The 20082-nt window shown below is 41.6% G+C and carries 20 protein-coding genes; 2 read left to right on the forward strand and 18 right to left on the reverse strand.

The window, feature by feature from the left end:
• Positions 1-25 precede the first annotated feature (25 nt).
• Positions 26-1168 (reverse strand): tRNA guanosine(34) transglycosylase Tgt, encoded by a 1143-nt coding sequence (tgt, locus tag ACTQ1L_RS08030; RefSeq protein ID WP_441366452.1) that lies wholly within the window; start codon positions 1166-1168, stop codon positions 26-28.
• Positions 1169-1194: 26 nt separating this feature from the next.
• Positions 1195-2970: a glycoside hydrolase family 13 protein gene (locus ACTQ1L_RS08035; RefSeq protein WP_441366454.1), complete on the reverse strand. Its 1776-nt coding sequence runs from the start codon at positions 2968-2970 to the stop codon at positions 1195-1197.
• A gap of 758 nt (positions 2971-3728) precedes the next feature.
• Between ACTQ1L_RS08035 and aroC the strand changes: the two genes are divergently transcribed.
• Positions 3729-4832, forward strand: coding sequence for a chorismate synthase (gene aroC / locus ACTQ1L_RS08040; protein ID WP_441366455.1), 1104 nt, complete (start codon positions 3729-3731; stop codon positions 4830-4832).
• A gap of 96 nt (positions 4833-4928) precedes the next feature.
• Here the strand turns inward: aroC and ACTQ1L_RS08045 are convergent, their stop codons facing one another.
• The 12 genes from ACTQ1L_RS08045 to mtaB form a co-directional block, all read right to left on the reverse strand.
• The gene (locus ACTQ1L_RS08045) at positions 4929-6821 is read right to left on the reverse strand and encodes an ABC transporter permease (protein WP_441366456.1); all 1893 of its coding nucleotides are present in this window, start codon (positions 6819-6821) and stop codon (positions 4929-4931) included.
• Positions 6793-7446, reverse strand: a complete 654-nt coding sequence (locus ACTQ1L_RS08050) for a sensor histidine kinase (protein ID WP_441366458.1) — start codon at positions 7444-7446, stop codon at positions 6793-6795. Before ACTQ1L_RS08050 ends, ACTQ1L_RS08045 begins: the two co-directional genes overlap by 29 nt.
• Before the next feature lie 46 nt (positions 7447-7492).
• Positions 7493-8050, reverse strand: a complete 558-nt coding sequence (locus ACTQ1L_RS08055; RefSeq protein WP_441366459.1) for a hypothetical protein — start codon at positions 8048-8050, stop codon at positions 7493-7495.
• A 12-nt stretch (positions 8051-8062) separates the two neighbouring features.
• Positions 8063-8779: a LytR/AlgR family response regulator transcription factor gene (locus ACTQ1L_RS08060; protein ID WP_441366460.1), complete on the reverse strand. Its 717-nt coding sequence runs from the start codon at positions 8777-8779 to the stop codon at positions 8063-8065.
• Positions 8780-8912: 133 nt separating this feature from the next.
• Entirely contained in the window at positions 8913-10166 is a 1254-nt protein-coding gene (locus ACTQ1L_RS08065) for a peptidase U32 family protein (RefSeq protein ID WP_441366462.1), read from the reverse strand.
• A 50-nt stretch (positions 10167-10216) separates the two neighbouring features.
• Positions 10217-10858, reverse strand: coding sequence for an O-methyltransferase (locus tag ACTQ1L_RS08070; protein ID WP_015569366.1), 642 nt, complete (start codon positions 10856-10858; stop codon positions 10217-10219).
• Positions 10859-10907: 49 nt separating this feature from the next.
• Positions 10908-11318 (reverse strand): endolytic transglycosylase MltG, encoded by a 411-nt coding sequence (locus ACTQ1L_RS08075; protein ID WP_012742733.1) that lies wholly within the window; start codon positions 11316-11318, stop codon positions 10908-10910.
• A gap of 9 nt (positions 11319-11327) precedes the next feature.
• Positions 11328-13001: a ribonuclease J gene (locus tag ACTQ1L_RS08080; protein ID WP_441366465.1), complete on the reverse strand. Its 1674-nt coding sequence runs from the start codon at positions 12999-13001 to the stop codon at positions 11328-11330.
• Positions 13002-13040: 39 nt separating this feature from the next.
• Positions 13041-13304, reverse strand: coding sequence for a DUF1292 domain-containing protein (locus ACTQ1L_RS08085; protein ID WP_012742735.1), 264 nt, complete (start codon positions 13302-13304; stop codon positions 13041-13043).
• Positions 13305-13309: 5 nt separating this feature from the next.
• Positions 13310-13741, reverse strand: a complete 432-nt coding sequence (gene ruvX, locus ACTQ1L_RS08090; RefSeq protein WP_012742736.1) for a Holliday junction resolvase RuvX — start codon at positions 13739-13741, stop codon at positions 13310-13312.
• A gap of 1 nt (position 13742) precedes the next feature.
• The gene (locus ACTQ1L_RS08095) at positions 13743-14009 is read right to left on the reverse strand and encodes an IreB family regulatory phosphoprotein (protein ID WP_012742737.1); all 267 of its coding nucleotides are present in this window, start codon (positions 14007-14009) and stop codon (positions 13743-13745) included.
• Between the two features lie 60 nt (positions 14010-14069).
• Positions 14070-15374: a tRNA (N(6)-L-threonylcarbamoyladenosine(37)-C(2))-methylthiotransferase MtaB gene (gene mtaB, locus ACTQ1L_RS08100; protein WP_441366467.1), complete on the reverse strand. Its 1305-nt coding sequence runs from the start codon at positions 15372-15374 to the stop codon at positions 14070-14072.
• 87 nt (positions 15375-15461) lie between these two features.
• On the opposite strand from mtaB, the gene ACTQ1L_RS08105 reads away from it, so the two are divergent.
• Positions 15462-15704, forward strand: a complete 243-nt coding sequence (locus tag ACTQ1L_RS08105; protein ID WP_012742740.1) for an HPr family phosphocarrier protein — start codon at positions 15462-15464, stop codon at positions 15702-15704.
• 73 nt (positions 15705-15777) lie between these two features.
• Here ACTQ1L_RS08105 and thiI read toward each other — a convergent pair whose 3' ends face one another.
• The 4 genes from thiI to prmA form a co-directional block, all read right to left on the reverse strand.
• Positions 15778-16962 carry a tRNA uracil 4-sulfurtransferase ThiI gene (thiI, locus tag ACTQ1L_RS08110; RefSeq protein ID WP_321111140.1) on the reverse strand — a complete coding sequence of 395 codons (1185 nt, stop codon included), beginning with the start codon at positions 16960-16962 and terminating at the stop codon, positions 15778-15780.
• Positions 16963-17091: 129 nt separating this feature from the next.
• Entirely contained in the window at positions 17092-18246 is a 1155-nt protein-coding gene (locus tag ACTQ1L_RS08115; RefSeq protein WP_441366469.1) for a cysteine desulfurase family protein, read from the reverse strand.
• A 46-nt stretch (positions 18247-18292) separates the two neighbouring features.
• The gene (locus ACTQ1L_RS08120; RefSeq protein WP_441366470.1) at positions 18293-19033 is read right to left on the reverse strand and encodes a 16S rRNA (uracil(1498)-N(3))-methyltransferase; all 741 of its coding nucleotides are present in this window, start codon (positions 19031-19033) and stop codon (positions 18293-18295) included.
• Positions 19034-19044: 11 nt separating this feature from the next.
• Positions 19045-20016, reverse strand: a complete 972-nt coding sequence (gene prmA, locus ACTQ1L_RS08125; RefSeq protein ID WP_441366471.1) for a 50S ribosomal protein L11 methyltransferase — start codon at positions 20014-20016, stop codon at positions 19045-19047.
• Positions 20017-20082: the final 66 nt, after the last annotated feature.

Raw genomic sequence — 20082 nt, forward strand, 5'->3', positions numbered from 1 at the left:
TTTCGAGATTTTTTATATTTATCTGCTAGCTCTGCTCTCCCTGTGTCATTCCATAGAGCTTTTCAGCCTTGTATGAGGCAAAACGGCCTGCATCAAGTGAATCCCTTATCTCCTCCATCATGGTGTTGTAGAAATACAAATTATGAAGCACGCACAGTCTCATTCCGAGCATCTCCTTTGCCTTTAAAAGATGCCTGATATATGCACGCGAATATGTGCGGCAGGCAGGACAGTTACAGCCCTCCTCAATAGGGCGCATATCCTTCTGATACTTCTGGTTGAACAGATTAAGCTTGCCGTGATTCGTGTATACATGTCCGTGACGGCCATTTCTGCTTGGGTATACACAGTCAAAGAAGTCGATTCCTCTCTCTACACCCTCAAGTATATTGGCAGGAGTTCCTACTCCCATCAGGTATGTAGGTTTATTAACAGGCAGATGAGGCACTGTTTCATCAAGAATATGGTACATCTCCTCATGGCTCTCTCCTACCGCCAGTCCGCCGACAGCATAGCCGTCCAGCTCAAGCTCAGAAATGCGCTTTGCATGGTCAATTCTTATATCATCATAAATAGCTCCCTGATTGATGCCGAATAAAAGCTGCTCCTTGTTGATAGTATCCGGTAAGCTGTTTAAGCGTGCCATCTCCTTTTTGCACCTCTCAAGCCAGCGCGTGGTCCTGTTTACAGAGTTTGTCACATACTGTCTGTCTGCAACGCTAGATGGGCACTCGTCAAATGCCATAGCTATCGTGGAGCCGAGGTTTGACTGTATCTGCATGCTCTCCTCAGGTCCCATAAATATCTTGGCACCGTCAATATGCGAGTTGAAGTACACGCCCTCCTCCTTTATTTTGCGAAGACCTGCCAGTGAAAACACCTGGAATCCGCCGGAATCTGTAAGAATTGGTCTGTCCCACACCATGAATTTGTGCAGTCCGCCAAGCTCTTTAATGATTTTGTCTCCGGTTCTTACATGCAGGTGATATGTATTTGACAGCTCAACCTGACACTTTATCTCCTTTAAATCGTCCGTAGAGACAGCGCCCTTTATCGCACCTACTGTTCCTACATTCATAAATACAGGTGTCTGTATATCTCCATGCACAGTATGGAATGTACCTCTCTTGGCACGTCCCTCTTGTTTTAGTAACTCATATTTAGCCATATTTTCGTTTAATTCTCCTGTTTCTTTTACTTATCGCCATTGCCTACGATTTTTCTGATTAATATTCCGTTGGTCAGCAGTGTGGTATCTATGCAATGCCTCTCAAAAAGTACCTCGCCGTCCTTTGGCACCTCAATATCCTCATCAGAGCAGTTGACTATAACCTCCACATATGTATCCACCCAGCCCATCTTTCTGAACTGGATTACCCTCGGATTGTCAGCAAAATCGTCAGGGAAATGGAAGTTTCTGCCCTTTAAAAGCGGCTCATTCGCCCTTAAATGAATGAGCTTTGATACCATCTCAATGCGCTCCTTAAACCTGCCTGCCTCAATATCATCCCACGGCATACATCGTCTGCAGTCAGGGTCATAGCTGCCCGGCATGGCAATCTCAGTGCCGTAATATATACATGGGCTGCCCGGCATGGCAAAAAGCACTGCAAGCTGTGCAAAGTACTGGTCGAGATTCTTTGTATCAGAGCGAAGGCGCTTTGTATCATGTGAATCAAGCAGATTGAAAAGCACATCATTGGTCTGCTGCATGTAGTTGGTATAACATCTGTTTATAGTATACTCAAAATCCTGATTCGTCTGGCTCTTATCTATCCAGAAATCCTTGATGCTCTCTCCAAGCGGATAGTTCATAACCGCATCGAACTCATCTCCACGCAGCCACGGAAGAGCATTATGCCATATTTCTCCCAAAATGTAAATATCCGGATTGATTTCCTTAAGCCTTGCCCTAAGCTCCTTGCAGAAGCGGTGTGACACCTCATTTGCCACATCAAGACGAAGTCCGTCTATATGATAATTTTCTACCCAGTTGGCACAGATATCGATAAAATATTTTCGCACCGCCGGATTATTTGTATTGAGCTTTGGCATATTGTCAAAAAATCCAAACGTATAAAACTGACCCTTTTTAGCCGCTCCATGCTTAAAGTCAAGAGGCCATTCATTGATCATAAACCAGTCATAATACTCTGAATCAGTCCCCTTTGCTAAAACATCCTGCCACGGTGCAAAATAATAGCCACAGTGGTTAAACACTCCGTCAAGCATTATTCTCATATCACGCTTATGGGCTTCTAGCACAAGCCTCTTAAAGGTATCTTCATCTCCAAAGCGCGGGTCAATCTTTGCATAATCCGTTGTATCATACTTATGATTGCTCGGTGACTCGTTTATCGGTGTCAGGTAGATTCCGTTTATTCCAAGCTCCTTTAAGTAATCAAGCTTTTGAATGATTCCTGCGAGGTCTCCGCCGAAGCACTCCTCATTTTTGACCTTTCCCCTGTTTCTCCACGGAACAACATAATCAGGATCTATCGAGTGGTCTCCATTGCAGAATCTATCCGGAAATATCTGATACCATATAGTGTCATTTACCCACTTCGGTGTGACCGGAATATCACACGGATTCATCCACGGGAATACAAAGCACTGGCGGCTTCTGCCTTCAAGTGCCATCTGCTCTGCACTCACGAAGCCATCCTCAAAGTAAAACCATCTCTCATCCTCTGTGATGAGCTCAAAATAATATTTAAGTCTCTTGAATGGTGGCTTTACCGTGGTGGTCCACCATATCTGGTGCTTTAATTTCTTTTTAAATATTATCGGCTGCTTATCGCCATTCCAGGTCTCACCACCGCCTAAGATACCGGCTGCGAATGGGTCACCGAGTATGATATTTACTTCCTTCACATCATAACCGGTCTTTATATTTATGATTAATTCATCCTCATTTAAAGGATAGCAGTAGTTGTCGTATGCCTGGTGAAATACCCCGTTAAATTCCATGTTTTCTCCCTCTTTTGCTGTCTTATTGTAGTCGTTGTTGCATTGCTTCATTGTGGTTCTGAGGACGGCACGTAAGTCGCGGCCACCGTAAGTGTCCACGCGCTGCCCTGTTCGCTACGCTGCGCTGTTAAGATTCTGTACGAATTATGCTTATAGATTTTCTCTGGCTGACGAAACCGTCGCTACTCGCCCTCCATGGCTCGATAGCTCCTTGCCCCGGCGTCCCTGCCGGTGCATTTCTGTGTATCGAAGCATAATTCTACAGACTCTAAACAGCTTCGCTATTCGCTCTCAGGGCAGCACGTGTACGCTCGCGGTGGCCGCGGCTTACGTGCCTTACGTTGTGGCAAAATTGCTACAAATGATGCTGTTTAATTATACTTGCTTAAATTATGCTTCGCTTAATTTGCGCTTTGCATATACAGGCATGCAAATATAGTTACATATATACATAATTATATACAAACATAGTTCGAAAGTTATCTAAATAAAATAATATCATAGTTTTCTTGACTATTCAACTTGGTATTACTTATAATATATCTATTATTGTAACTATAGGAGCTTCCGTGAGAACAAGAAAGACCGTTGCTATTACCGTTCATCCTACCTAAGTGTGTCCAGCAACGATTACAGCCCATTTAAAATGTCTTTTCGAGGCATGGGATGCAATCCCTCAATAATTAACACTATGGCGCATCAGCTTTTTATTCTCTATTGTTCTAAATAGTTATATACTATATAAAAAGGAGACCATCATGGCAGGTTCATCATACGGAAATATTTTTAAGGTAACAACATGGGGAGAATCACACGGAAAGGGCTTAGGTGTCGTTGTGGACGGCGTTCCTGCAGGGCTTGAGCTGTGTGAGGAGGATATTCAGATATTCTTAAACAGAAGAAAGCCGGGACAGTCCAAGTTCACTACTCCACGCAAGGAGGATGATGCGGTTGAGATTCTCTCCGGTGTGTTTGAGGGAAAGACTACAGGCACACCTGTTTCTATGGTTGTGTGGAATAAAAATCAGAAATCAAAGGATTACAGTGAGATTGCTTCGTACTATCGTCCGGGGCATGCTGACTTTTGCTTTGATGAGAAATACGGCTTCAGAGACTACAGAGGCGGAGGTCGTTCTTCGGGACGAGAGACAATAGGCCGTGTTGCAGCAGGTGCTATCGCTGTAAAGATGCTCTCGGGCCTTGGCATAAAATTTCTTACATACACCAGATCAATAGGTCCTGTTACAATTAATGAGGTTAATTTTGATGCCCATGAGATTTACAACAATTCACTTTATATGCCTGATGCCGATGCAGCGCTAAAAGCTTCTGAATATCTGGAGGAATGCCTTAAATCACTCAATTCCTCAGGCGGTGTGTGTGAATGTGTCATCACAGGTCTTCCTGTCGGGCTCGGCGATCCTGTATTCGAGAAAATTGATGCCAATCTGGCAAAAGCTATTATGTCTATCGGAGCTGTAAAGGGCTTCGAAATTGGCGATGGCTTTGATGCAGCAAAGGCAACCGGACTTACAAACAATGATGCCTTTATTATGAGGGATGGCGCTATTTCAAAAGAGACAAATCACTCCGGTGGTACTCTCGGCGGCATGACAGACGGCTCACCGCTTATTTTCAGAGCTGCCATAAAGCCTACTCCTTCAATCGCAGCTACACAACACACCGTAAATAAATCCGGTGAAGATATAGAGATTTCCATCAAGGGACGTCATGACCCGATTATCGTGCCACGTGCTGTTGTTGTTGTTGAAGCTATGGCTGCAATTACTATTGCGGATGCACTGCTTATGAATATGGGGGCACGCATGGACCGCATCACAGATTTTTATAAAAAATTATAACTTTGTCTTATAGTAAAAAGCATCTATCCGGTTTTTCCGGACAGATGCTTTTTATCTATTTCATTGGAACAATCTGTAATATTTTTCCTAGTGAATTCAAAATATATTTCCAAGAAGTAGCGGATTAAACAACATATACTGCGCATTCGTCACCCCAAAAGCCACAAGCGCCAGTGGCAGCACAATAAAAAGGACGCATGATATAATCACAGACATGCCGCTTCTTAAGTATTTAAACATTGCAAAAACAAACAGGCTAACCAGTAATCCCCCTATAAAGCGCATCAGCATTATGATAAGTATATACTGCCCTACTGATATATTCTGCGAAACACGCCACAGATGCTCCATACTTGCCGCCGGAGCATTAAGCCCCTGCGTGCCATATGCCAAAAGCACATTGCACAGCCGCAAAATATATACAAGTGCAAATGCTGTGACAGTGCCCAAAAAGCCAAGTATGCATTTGATTCCCATATGCTGTTTCCTGCCACGGCGGGTAGTCCTTAAAAGCCGGATTTCATGGTTTGCATAATCCGCTCCACATATACCGCAGGCTATTGCTATTAGGAGAATAACATACACAAATGCCTGTGCTGTATCACGGTTTTTGAAGTCTGTTCTGTCGGTGAGGATATCATAGCCCTTTTCAAAAAACAGCCAGCCCTCATTTAACGTCTTAAGGTAATCCACATGTGCTGTAACCTTATTGAAGGCCTCCTGTCTGCTCAGTTCATCCTTGTACTTTATATTGATATAGCTTTCACTCTGCCCTTGTGCCATATCATAAGCAATGTTATCTGACAGCCGGTCGTATTTTGCTCTTTCTTCATCCAGAAGCTCATTGGTTTTGGCAGTTAAAGGTCCATAATATTTGTCCATATATTCCTTGTAATACACCTCATCAACCGAGTCATAGGAAAGCTTCTCTGCCGGATTCCACCATACCACAAAAAGAGCTGCCGCGATCAAAATAAGTAACACTTTTCCCGGAACAAGTGCCTTATAGCATTCGTGCAAAAATAAAGATGTATGACAGCCTGTATTTTTGCTGCTGGCAAAGCCCTGCAATATAAGTTGCTTCTTTTCATGCACCGAATTGAGATAATTTGTAACTGCAAAAATACATACAGCTATACACAAAAGCCAGAATAAGCCGTACAATACCCCGGTATTAAGCGGATATCCAAACAAATTGATATTGACATAATCAGAAAAAAGTCTGCCTGTCCTGACTCCATACATGATATTTATGTACTTAAGGAAAGCTAGGAAGCTGGTTCCTGATATCGTTGTGCAGCAGATAGCCTCAATAACAACGGTCACTGCAGAAGCAACGAACACAAATATAATATTGTCAAGCGCTGCGCATATCAGCATAAAAAACATGCCAAGCAATATAAAGCTTATTATTTTCGCAGGAAAATAGCATGCCAGAAATTGTCCTATACTAAGCTTAAACGGACTGCCATAGTACAGATAAACACTTTGAAGCGGACTTTTCAGATTTATCGGATTGTAAAAGCACATGCTTATGACTGCATTGATTCCATACAATAGCAAGGTGATAAGAATGACCGCCATAATCATCACAAATGACTTTGATGCCATAAGCTGCCTTCTGCCCCTTGCAGTTGTTCTAAGCAATGCAAGCTGGTTCTCGCTTTTTTCATAAAAAACAAGATTGAGCGCAATGATAAAAAGCATAATCACAGCCACATAGTCGGTAAGCTCATTATCTGTAATATTCAAAAGTCCCGATGCATCAATAACCTCAGGCACTGTACCATTAAGCTTACTGTAAACTCTGCTCGTTTTAGCAGCATTTTTCTCTGCAAAGCCTCCATTGCCGGAAAACTTATTCATAATCGAAATCTCGTCAGCCTTTTCATTGACAGAGTCCAGATACTCATCATAAGACAGACATGCTCCTACTTCCTTGTATACCCTGCTGCACAGACTAATCCTGCCATAAGCTTCTGCCGTCATCTGCCTCTTGAATAATATTTTTTATGCCAATGCCATGCATTTCCGGTTCATCTTTTTTACTTGTTTTTATTTCATTACCACTGTAAATAATTAGATTACTGCATGTATTTTTCACCGAAAGAACTATAAGATTTTCCTCTATCACAAACTTTAGTTTTATAGTTTTCTTTTCCTCACATTTTTCACATGCTTCAATGGCATTATTTAGCAGATTTGCTAAAATCACTACCAGTTCCTCATCCTCTATTACAATTTTTGATAAATCATTTACCTTAAACACAAAAACAATATTCTTACTGATAGCCTCCTGGTACTTTGTATTAAGAATCGCATTTATTATCACATGATTTGTATTGATTACATTTTTTTCTCCAATAAAAGTATTGCTGATATTTCCTACATATTTACTTGCCTTGTCATATTCATGAGCTTTCAATAAAGATTCTATACACAATATATGATTTTTAAATTCATGTGACTTTTTCTTCTGAATTTCATAATTTTCCGAAATAGAACGGTACATATCAATTTGGTTTTTAAACTGTAGTCCCAATATTTCCTTTTCATGCAATTTAGCTTCACTGGTTACAATATCGTTAATCAGGAAATATACAAATATATTCATCACAGCCAATCCCAAAGAGATAGAATATAAAACGTTCGCCTGCACTTCATTTTTTGTATATTGAAACGTCATAATCATTGCTATAATTGTAATTATTGTAAATACAGGAAAAAAAAAATCTTCCCCATATTTTGTCAGGTAAAGTCTCTGTTGATTTTTTTCCAAAGTGTTTTTTTAGCAGTAAGATACATAAAAATACGGTAATCTTGCTAAAAATAACAACCAAGCTTCCCTCTAACGCATATCCTTTTTGTACCTCACCCGCTTTTGAAATAATTGTGTTATTACTAATATAAGCTATATAATCAACTATGATTGATAATCCTTGATATAATAATGCAAAAATGACTGATTTTTTTATACTAATTTCAAAATAAAAACTCATGATTATAACTGCAGCCAGTACAACCAATGTCATTTTCAATATAAGCATATCAGACAAAAATAATCCGCATAAATAATAGCAGCAAATCAATGATAGCATCAGCAAAACTTTTTGACTTTTTCTTAATCTCGAATTTTCTTTGCAAAAAACATCGTAAAATAAATTACAACATATCGCTTCAAATATAATAATTACTAAACTGAAAAAATATGTAAACATATATCACAATTCTCACTTATATGAAATGAATGCATCCTTCACATTCTTATATCTTGCCTTAGGTATGAGCAATTCCTGATTATTACATAACAGTACTTTATAGCATTTAACACTCTTAATATATTTCAAATTAGTCAAATAGCTTTGATGGATTCTAATAAAGTGGAAATCTTTTAGTTCATTTTCCAGCTCATTTAATGTGCCATATAAATTATAGATTTTGATTTTATCCTCCATGATATAGAATTGCAGTTTATGTAATTTGCTTTCAATATATAGTATATTGTCTATATTAATCTCCTTTTCTCCTTCATTGAACTTAAATTTTATCTTTTTTACTACAAAATTCATCTTATGAAGAATGGCATCCATGCATTCGCTTATGGAAGCCTCCAAATTAGTATTATTTTTCAACAGATATCTTATGGCATCGACCTTGTAGCCCTCCAACGAATAATTTATATAAGCTGTCACAAATACAATATATATTTCAGAACTATATTCCCTGATTTTTTGTGCCGTAACAATTCCATCAACATCATCCATATTAATATCCAAAAAAATGATGTTGTATTGTTTAATTTCAATTCCTAAATCAATTATTTCCTTACCTGATGAAAATGTATCTATTTCATAAGAAATCTCTTTTTCATTTAAATAGGCTGCAACATATTTATTTATATTATCTCTAAATACTTTTTCATCATCACATATAGCTATTTTTAACATTTTTTCTCCATTACTATCTGTTGTATTTCAGTTATTATTTCAACAAATTTTCAAATAATCCGTTTTTTTTTACAAAAAAAATCCGCCATACCATAATTTAGTATAGCGGATTCATTCTTAAAAAACAATTATTTTAATCTAAAGCGATAGCCTCATTCTCCTGACGTCTTAAAATATCAAACTCATCAGGTGTCTCTGACAGCTTTACATAGAATACCTGCTGTGGATGCGGGCAGGATTCCATCTCATTGCCGTCCTCATCAACGAGTGCAAGCACTGTTGCAAGCACATTGTCACCGTTTGGCTTCATGATTTCAATCTGCTCGCCAACTGAGAACTTGTTTCTCTGCTCCATACGGTAGAGGCCTTTTTCATTTGGAGCACCTACGATACCAAGGTATGTGTAGCCCTTCTCATAAGTATTGTTATCGTATATCTGAGTCTCCTCCGAAGGCTTTCCGTAGAAAAAGCCAGTGGTAAACTGCCTGTAGGTACAGCTCTTTATCTGCTCTAAGTACCATGGCATATTTGCCTCGTATTTTTCAGGTGACTCAAGATAATCATCTATCGCCTTGCGGTAGGTTCTTGCTACTGTTGCCACATAGAGAGCGGTCTTCATACGTCCCTCTATCTTGTAGCTGTCTATTCCTGCATCAATCAGATCCGGGATATGCTCTATCATACACAGATCCTTTGAGTTGAAGATATATGTGCCACGCTCATTCTCGTATGCCGGCAAATACTCACCCGGGCGCTTTTCCTCCACAACAGAATACTTCCAGCGGCACGGATGTGTACATGCGCCCTTATTGGCATCACGTCCTGTGAAATAGTTGGAAAGCAGGCATCGGCCGGAATATGAGATACACATTGCTCCGTGCACGAAGGTCTCTATCTCCATCCTGTCATCTATGTGCCCTCTTATCTCCTTTATCTCCTTAAGCGAAAGCTCTCTGGCTGTCACCACGCGGCTGGCTCCGAGATTCCACCAGAACTGATATGTGCCGTAGTTCGTGTTGTTGGCCTGTGTGCTGACATGTCTTTCTATCTCCGGGCAGACCTCCTTTGCAATCATGAAAACTGCCGGATCTGCAATGATCAGTGCATCAGGTCTGTCCGGCTTCATGTTGTGAAGCTCTGTAAAGTATTCACGCACTCCGTCAAGGTCATAGTTGTGAGCCAAAATATTGGCTGTAACATACACTCTCACACCGTGAGCATGTGCAAAGGCAACGCCCTCTGCCATCTCCTCCATTGAGAAATTCTTAGCCTTGGCCCTTAGTCCAAATGCCTCTCCACCGATGTAAACTGCATCAGCTCCATATATAACTGCTATCTTAAGTACCTCCAGGCTGCTCGCCGGACAAAGTAATTCTATTTTTCTCATTTTTTCTCCCATACAGTTTTGTATTCATCCAATATATTCTACACCGGTTACTATAGCTTTGTTGACACCGTAATTCCATCGCCTATAGGCATCACTGCCGTCACCAGCTCATCGGAGTGTGTAAGCTCGTAGAGATACTCCCTCATACGCTTGTAGATGGTACGGTTTCTGCGCTCAACGATATAGTGCGATTCTATGATATCGCCATCCTGCAGCACATTGTCGGACACCAGCACCCCGCCTGTCTTTAAAAGGCGAAGCACCTGCGGCATAAAGTTGATATACTGTCCCTTTGCCGCATCCATAAATATCATGTCAAACTGTCCTTCAAGCTGTGGAAGTATCTCCGTTGCATCGCCCTCTAAGAGTGTAATCTGCTCCTGCTTCCCGGCTCTTTCAAAGTTGGCCTTTGCGATAGGTATTCTTTTTTCGTAATTTTCAATCGTCACTATCTGACAACCCTTCGGTGCATACTCTGCCATCAAAACGGCAGAAAAACCAACCGCTGTTCCCACCTCGAGAATACGCATTGGTTTTTGCATTGCAAGAAGCAGCTTTAAAAAGCTCTGCATCTCTTTTCTGATAATCGGAACGAAGTCTCTTAAGGCTTCCTTCTCTATCTCATCTAATACAGGCGTGTTGCCTCTGTCCAAGGAATTGATATATGTGACAAGTCTCTCATCAACTATCATTCTTGTATTTCCTAATCTGATTATTGACACAAATGCGCTTAACGGATAATTACTGTGTATCCGAAGGCTCCGTAGTCTGTGTCTGTTCTTCATCGCTCTTGTCGGAGGACATGATTACCATCATATCCTTTGCCGTCATTGAAGTGTTGAGTGTGTAAATGCCTGGCTTTATATGCCCTGAGTAAGCAGACAGCTTAAGCTGGAGATAAAATAAATTGTGATCCCTTACAAGGCCCTTGTCCTCTAAAAGCTGTCCAAGCTCCTCTGCGGAGATGCCCTTTTCCACCTGAACGAGTACATCCTGACCATCGCCGTTTGTCATGGCAGGCTCAGTAAAAACTCTGTAGCCAAAATCATAGCAGATGCTGCAGATTTTTATGCCCGCAAACAGTACTAAAAGAGCAATCATTATTGAAAAAGCAACCCTTATAAAACCAAATAAAGCCTTGTTAAAATCCATAAGCTGTTCCTACACTTCCATAATTATAGGTATAATCATCGGTCTTCTCTTTGTTTCCTTCCAAACAAAGTCTCCCAATGCATCCTTTACCTCTGTCTTTATCTTGCCCCAGTCCGTCACATTGTTGTTTGTCAGACGCTCCATTGTGTCATCCAGCACGCATTTCGCCTCATCCATCAGGCTCTCAGAATTGCGCACATATACAAATCCTCTCGATACTATATCAGGGCCTGCAAGCAGCTGTCCTGAGCCTGCCTCAAGTGTCATCACAACGATGATGATTCCATCCTCAGCCAGACGCTGTCTGTCACGGAGCACGATATTTCCTACATCTCCTACACCGAGACCATCGACCATGACATTGCCCACATGCACTCTGCCTGTCACCTTGGCACCGTCCTCATTGATTTCGAGCACATCTCCTGATGAAAGGATCTTGATGTGGTCTGTATCATATCCGAGCTGCTCAGCTATTTTGGCCTGTGCCACAAGATGCTTGTACTCTCCATGAACAGGGATTGCGTACTTTGGATTGACAAGAGAATAAATAAGCTTTATATCCTCCTGGCACGCATGACCGGAAACATGGACATCCTGGAATATAACGTCTGCCCCCTTCATCATGAGCTCATTGATGATACCTGTAACCGACTTCTCATTTCCCGGTATAGGGTTTGAGCTGAATACGATGGTATCGTTTGGCTTTATGGATACCTTTCTGTGGGTACCGTTTGCCATACGTGAAAGAGCTGCCATTGACTCTCCCTGGCTTCCTGTCGTGATGATGACAGTCTGCTCATCAGGATAGCTTCTAAGCTGTTCTACATCTATAAGAATATTGTCAGGCAGCGACAGATAGCCAAGCTCTGAGGCTATCGAAATGATATTTACCATGCTTCGTCCCTCGATGGCCACCTTTCTGCCATACTTCTCCGCACAGTTGATAATCTGCTGCACACGGTCTACATTTGATGCAAATGTAGCAATGATAATTCTGTTTTTCCTGTGATCCTCAAAGATGCCGTCCAATACCTTTCCGACAGACTTCTCAGACTGCGTGAAGCCCGGTCTTTCTGCATTGGTACTGTCGCACATAAGCGCGAGCACGCCCTTCTTTCCAATCTCACCAAACCTTGCAAGGTCGATTGCATCTCCAAATACAGGTGTATAATCTACCTTGAAATCGCCTGTATGCACAACTATACCTGCCGGTGAATATATAGCAAGCGCTGCCGCATCCTGGATACTGTGGTTAGTCCTTATAAACTCAACCCTGAAGCAGCCAAGATTGATATGCTGTCCGTATTTTACGACTTTTCTCTTGACAGTCTTGAGCATACCATGCTCTTCGAGCTTTCTTTCAATAATTCCGATGGTAAGCTTTGTAGCGTATATCGGTACATTTATCTCCTTAAGCACATAAGGAATAGCACCGATATGATCCTCATGTCCATGAGTGATAAAGAATCCCTTGACCTTATCGATGTTCTCCTTAAGATATGTGATATCAGGGATAACCAAATCTATTCCCAGCATATCGTCCTCAGGGAATGACAATCCGCAATCAACTACAATAATACTGTCCTCATACTCAAAGGCAGTAATATTCATTCCAATCTGCTCTAATCCTCCAAGTGGAATGATCTTAAGCTTACCTGTATTCTGTTTTTCTGTTTTCTTCAAAATATTACCTCCAAATTTATTTCACGTACAACTGCAATCCTAATATTCAAGTGCAGTGTCATCATCCGTAAGCTCAGAAAATACCTTAGCAATAGCCGAAAACTCAACATCGTCTTCAACCATCTGATAAAGCACCTCTTCATCTTTTGTGCTTACTTCTTTTAAAATATATGCTTCACAGTCTCCGCTTTCTTCTCCTTCGGAAACTAAAAGATATCGTGTTCCATTAAGTGTTGTCTCTTCTTCAACCGCAAACTCGACAACATCATTGGTCTGCGGATCAGTAAATTTAATTTTCTGCATAAAAACTAAGACCGACTATTTGACAGATAATCCAAATATCCCTGCAAAATAAAAATCGCTGCTATCTCATCAACAAACTCCTTGCGATTCTCCCTGCGTATGCCGGTTTCCATCATAGAACGGTCGGCTGCGACTGTCGTAAGACGCTCATCCCAGTATATGACCTCAAGACCTGTGCGCCTTGCAAGCATATCCCCGAACTCCTTCGTCTTCTCGCAGCGTTCTCCTTCCGTGTTATTCATGTTTTTAGGATAGCCGAGCACAATCCTGTCCACCTTGTACTCTGCAATAATCTCCTCAATACGTGCCAAGGTCTGTCTGAGCTTGGATGGCGACTTCCTGCGCACTATCTCAACACCCTGTGCTGTGATTAAGAGCTCATCGCTCACCGCTACTCCGACTGTCTTTGAACCAAAATCAAGACCTAATATCCTCATATTAATCCCATGCGCTGTTCTCAATGTATGTCTTGAGAACCTCCTCCACAAGCTCGTCTCTCTCAACCTTCATGATGAGACTTCTCGCGTTATTGTGGCTTGTGATATATGTTGGATCTCCGGACATAATATATCCAACAATCTGATTAACAGGATTGTAGCCCTTTTCCTTTAATGCCTTGTACACAATCTCAAGTACATCGCTTACCTGAAGCTCAGGCTCCTTTTGAACTGTAAAAAACTGTGTGTTGTTAATATTTTTTTCCATACGTTTCGCCCTTCTTGTAATATTATTTTATTATAAATGTAATAAAATTACAACCTTTTATTATTCGAAGAGTAATATTTCGTCTGTAAGCATACCCGATATACGGCCTGAAACTATCTGATTTTCAAGGTTTTCGGCAGTTTTCTTAGCGACCTTGACATATTCCTTAGTATATCCGACAAAGTATTCTTTATCACCGATTACGGCCTTTTCCTCAAAAAGCACCTCCTCATTCTTTCCGATATAGAATTTCCTGAACTCCTTAGACATGTCATGACCGAGTGCTATGAGCTTTTCGCTTCGTGCCGCCTTAATCTGCTCATCTATCTGATCAGGCATTACTGCTGCGCGGGTGCCTTTTCGCTTTGAGTACTTAAAGATATGCATCTCATAAAAATGTATATGCTCAAGATATGCCTTAGTCTGTTCAAACTCCTCCTCTGTCTCACCAGGAAATCCCACAATCACATCGGTTGTGATGGCCGGATGAACAAAATATTTACGCAAAAGCTCACAGCCTCTCTCGTACTCTTTAGTGGTATATTTTCTGTTCATCCTCTTAAGTGTTGCATCGCATCCGCTCTGAAGCGACAGATGGAAATGAGGACAGATTTTATCAAGCTTTGAAAGCTCGCTCGCAAAGTGCTCTGTCACAATCTTTGGCTCGAGTGACCCAAGCCTGATGCGCTCTATGCCATTTACTGCGTTCACCGCCTGTATCAGCTCAAGAAGGCCTGTAGCTTCCTCAAAATCCACACCGTATGAACTTAGATGGATACCTGTCAGCACAACCTCCTTGAAGCCGTTTGCCGCGAGCCTTCCAACCTCTGCTATTACATTTTCAAACCTACGGCTTCTGACACGTCCTCTGGCATACGGAATGATACAATAGCTGCAAAACTGATTACAGCCGTCCTGCACCTTGATGAAGGCTCTCGTGTGCTCCTTTGTCTGGTCTATAAAGAGCTCCTCAAAATCATGCTTTCCATCATTTATATCGTCCACGGTATCGCTTACACTGTCCAAAGAGTATTCCTCAAGCAGCCTTACAAGGTCATGCTTTCTGTCATTTCCGATGACTATGTCCACCGATAAGTCGTTTAATACCTCTTTTTCACTTGTCTGCACATAGCAGCCGGCTGCCACAACTATTGAATCCGGATTGTTTTTCTTTGCCTTGTGAAGCATCTGTCTGGATTTTCTGTCAGCCATGTTGGTGACTGAGCATGTATTTATAACATACACATCAGCTTTTTGTGTGAATGGAACTATCTCATAGCCCGCCTCCTCAAGCAGATGCTGCATGGCCTCTGTCTCATATGCATTTACTTTACATCCTAAATTATGTAAGGCTGCTTTTTTCATTTTATTTTTTTACTCCTATTTAATTGACTTTTCCTTAAAAAACTATTACTATCTATATGACAGTAGTTATTTAAGGAGGTTTTCAATATGAAAACAGTACAGATTTCATTAAATTCCATTGGGAAAGTAAAATCATTCGTTAACGCTATTACTCAGTTTGATTTCGATTTTGATTTAATATCGGGCAGATATGTCATTGATGCTAAATCAATTATGGGTATCTTCAGCTTAGACCTTTCTAAGCCAATAGAGCTCGCTATACATACAGAAACCGGACTTGACGAGATTATGGAAGTATTAAAGCCATATATCATCGACGAAGCCAAGTAATACAGACACAATGATTTGATTAATTAGGATCTGAAGCTCAGGTCCTTTTTATTTTGCTCAAAGGTGGCACTGATTACTCAGCATCCACCATAATCACTTCTGTAGTATCTATAGCTGTCTTCATAAGCTCATCTATCACATCGTTAAGTCTTTCCTCAGACTTCTTAATCCTGTTTATATTCGGCTTTGTAACAGGATGCTTTGCCACGAAAATAGTACAGCAGTCCTCATACGGAAGAATCGATGTCTCATAGGTATCAATTTTGTTTGATATATCAATGATATCATTCTTGTCCATGGCAATGAGAGGTCTGTATACAGGCATATGACACACCTCGTTTGTTGCAGCAAGCGACTGCATTGTCTGGCTTGCAACCTGTCCGATGCTCTCACCTGTGATAAGGCCTAAGCATTTATCCTCATCGGCAAAGTGCTCTGCTATCTTCATCATGTATCTGCGCATGATGATGGTAAGTTCATCATGAGGACATTTCTCATATATGGCAAGCTGTATATCGGTAAAATTGACAACATGCAGCTTTATCCTGCCCGAATATCTGGCAACCTTCTTTGCAAGGTCTATAACCTTCTGCTTTGCTCTCTCACTCGTATATGGCGGTGCATGGAAATACGTGGCATTGATTACCACGCCTCGCTTTGCAATCATGTATCCTGCAACCGGGCTGTCGATTCCACCCGAGAGCAGAAGCATTGCCTTTCCTGCTGTGCCAAGCGGCATACCGCCCGGTCCCGGAATCTCCTCTGAATAAATATTTATCATAGGTCTAATCTCGATATTGATCATAACCTGTGGATTATGAACATCTACCCTTGTCTCAGGAAATGCCTCTAGCACCTTTTCACCGACTGCGGCATTTATCTCCATGGAGGTCATCGGATAGTTCTTTCTGGCACGTCTCGCATTTACCTTGAAGGTAAAGCTCTTATCCTTGTATACATGGTTGATATGCTCGATAACTGCTTCACAGAGCTTGTCAAAGCCCTCATCCTCATGCAGCTCAACCGGACAGATACCCACGATACCAAAAATTCTTGACAATGTGGCAACTGTCTCGTCATAATCATAGTCTCCGTCTGTCTCCACGTACACACGTCCGCTTTCCTTTCTTACCTCAAAGCTTCCATCCACATTGCGAAGCTGATATTTGATATTCTTAACGAGCGCGTCTTCAAAAATGTATCTGTTTTTGCCCTTTATCGCAATCTCAGCATACTTGATCAAAAATGTCTTGTACATGTAACTCTCCTGTTCTGGTTTTATTTATTATTTATTATTTTTAATTACTTAATATTTCATTGTATGCGTAACTTTTTAGCCCTTCATTGTTACCGGCTATGCTAATACCTGCGATCTCTTTGCAGCTCATTAGCGCCTTGTATATCTTCGCAGCATTGGTATCACCTCTGCCATCACTGATACAGCGTAATCAATTTCCTCCTGTGTGGTATTCACGCAAAAGCTGAATCTGATTGTGGAATCCAAAAGTGACGGCTTAAGCCCTATGCTCTTTAGTGTTGAACTGATTGCCGGTTTGTTTGATGAACAGGCACTTCCTGCAGACACATATATCTGCCTGTCCTCAAGAGTATGAAGCATAACCTCCGCTCTCACACCATCTACGCTTACGCTTACCACATGAGGGGCATTTGTATGGTCCGTGCGTCCGTTTACCGATACTCCGTCAATACGCTGCACTGACTCTATAAAATGATCCCTAAGCTCATACATATGTGCTGTTTTTTTATCAAAATCCGTGTAAATTTCCTCTGCTGCCACTCCAAGACCTGCATATGCAGGAACATTTTCCGTACCTGAGCGCATGCCCTTCTGCTGGCCGCCTCCGTATATAATCGGCTTGATTCTAGTCTTGTCCTTTATATATAAAAATCCGCTGCCCTTTGGTCCGTGAATCTTGTGTCCACTGACTGAAAGCATGTCTATATTCATGCGCTTTGGTCTTATTTCAAGCTTGCCGTAGGACTGTATGGCATCCACATGAAAAAGTGCGGCAGGATTTTTCTCTTTTATAGCTGCTCCCGCCTCCTCAATCGGCATGACTGCGCCAATCTCATTGTTTACATGCATAAGCGATACAAGAATTGTATCCTCCCTTACGGCATTTTTCAGCTCTTCAACACTTATCACGCCGTCATGGTTTACAGGCAGATATGTGATTTCAAAGCCCTGTTCCTCCAGAAACTGCATCACAGACAAAACCGATGCGTGCTCTACAGAAGATGTGATGATATGCCTTCCTGCACGCTTATTAGCCATTGCAGCACCTATTATTGCAGTATTATTCGACTCTGTGCCGCCGGATGTAAATAGTATCTCCTTGTCCTGCACCCTGAGTGTCTTTGCAATCTTTTTCTTAGCATCATTAATATAATTTTCTGCCTCAACGCCCTTCATATGAAGTGATGAAGGATTGCCGTAATCCTCTGTAAGCAGCTTATAAACCAAATCTGCCGCTGCTTTTGAGCATCTGGTTGTGGCAGAATTATCCAAATATGCTTCCATTTTTGCTCCTAACTTCTACTTCTTAACTGTTAAGTATCTCTACTGTCTATACATCCAAATTGTATACAAGCATGGCAAGTGCAGCAAGTCCTGCTGTCTCCGTGCGTAAAATCCTGCGTCCCAAGCTTATTCTGTGCATTGTGGCATGCTCATCCACAAGTGCTATCTCCTCCGGTGCAAAGCCGCCCTCAGGACCCACGACAACACCGATAGTCTGACCAGCCTTAAGCTGCCCCATTATCTCTCTTGTCGCATCCATGCCACGCTCATTCTCATATGGCACCAGCGTGATGTCAAGCTCTGAAGCGATTTTCAAAACTTCCTTGTATGTAACCGGCTGTTTCACAGTGGGGATCACAGTGCGCTTTGACTGCTTTGCTGCGCTCTCAGCGATAGCCTGCCATCTCTGCAGCTTTTTTGCTGCCTTTTTTTCATCCAGCTTTACCACACAGTTTTTCATGGCAACCGGTACTATCTCAGATACACCAAGCTCCACAGCCTTTTGAATAATAAGCTCCATCTTATCGCCCTTTGGCAGCCCCTGATACAGCACGATGTGATTGTCAAGCTCTGTGCCTGTCTCATCTGCACTGTCAATAGCTGCGATGACCTCATCATCCAGAATCGATGATATGTGACAGAAATATGCCTGTCCGGATTTTGAGCTTACTCTTATTTTTTCCCCGTTTTTCATGCGCAGTACATTCTTTATGTGATTTACGTCACCTCCGGTGATTGAGATGCTGTCAGAATGAACCTGCTCTTCCTCTACAAAAAACTGATACATAATCCACCAAACTATTTAGCCTGCTTCTGCGCAGTGATATTGACCCATTCACCCTGATGATTGATTTCTATCACCTTAAGCTCCGCTGCTTCGATAGCCTCTTTAACTTCATTTTCCTTGAAATCTATGATACCCGATGTGATAAAATATCCGCCTTCCTTTAATCTGTCAGGAATAACAGGTGCCATAGGAATGATGACATCAGCAAGGATATTTGCAACAACGATATCATATTTTTCGGTACCGACCTTCTTTTGAAGCTCTGTATCATCTATGAGATTGCCGACATAAAATGTGCCAAGCTTCTCATCAAGATGATTGACCTGCATATTGTCACGCGTAGAAATCATGCAGTCAGCATCAAGGTCAGTACCTACAACCTCCTTTGCACCAAGCTTTAAAGCTACAATTGAAAGGATTCCGCTTCCACAGCCCACATCAAGCACTGTAGGTGCTTCCTTTGCGCCCTCAATATACTTGATAAGCTGCTTGATACAAAGCTGCGTTGTCTCATGCTTTCCTGTACCAAAAGAGATTCCCGGATCAATTTCTATCATAAATTTATCCGCATCCTCAGGCTTTACCTCTTCCCATGTAGGCTTAATCAATATATCACCGATTGTAAATGATGAAAAATACTTCTTCCAGTTATTAATCCAGTCGAGATCCTCTGTCTCAGATGACGAAATTACACCGCTTCCCACATCAACAGTATCTCTTAAATCCTCAAGTCCAAGCTTTACCTTTCTAAGCATATCTGACTGATCACTGCCATCATCCTCAATATAAAAGCTGACATGGCTTATACCCTCATCTGGAGGCAGCTCCGGCAGGAAATCAATAAACATATCCGCCTGGTCCTCTTTGGTCAGGGGAATATTGTCCTCAATCTCGATTCCCTCGATACCAAGCTCCATAAGCATGCTGCTCATGAAATCCTCAGCCGCGGTTGTTGTCTCAATCGTGTATTTCTTCCACTTCATATAAAAATCCTCTCTTAATAAAATATATACATAGTATAAATACAGTTTTATTTCAAAACATTTCCG

The organism is Agathobacter sp. LCP21S3_B2, assembly GCF_052118705.1.
Lineage (GTDB): Bacteria > Bacillota > Clostridia > Lachnospirales > Lachnospiraceae > Roseburia.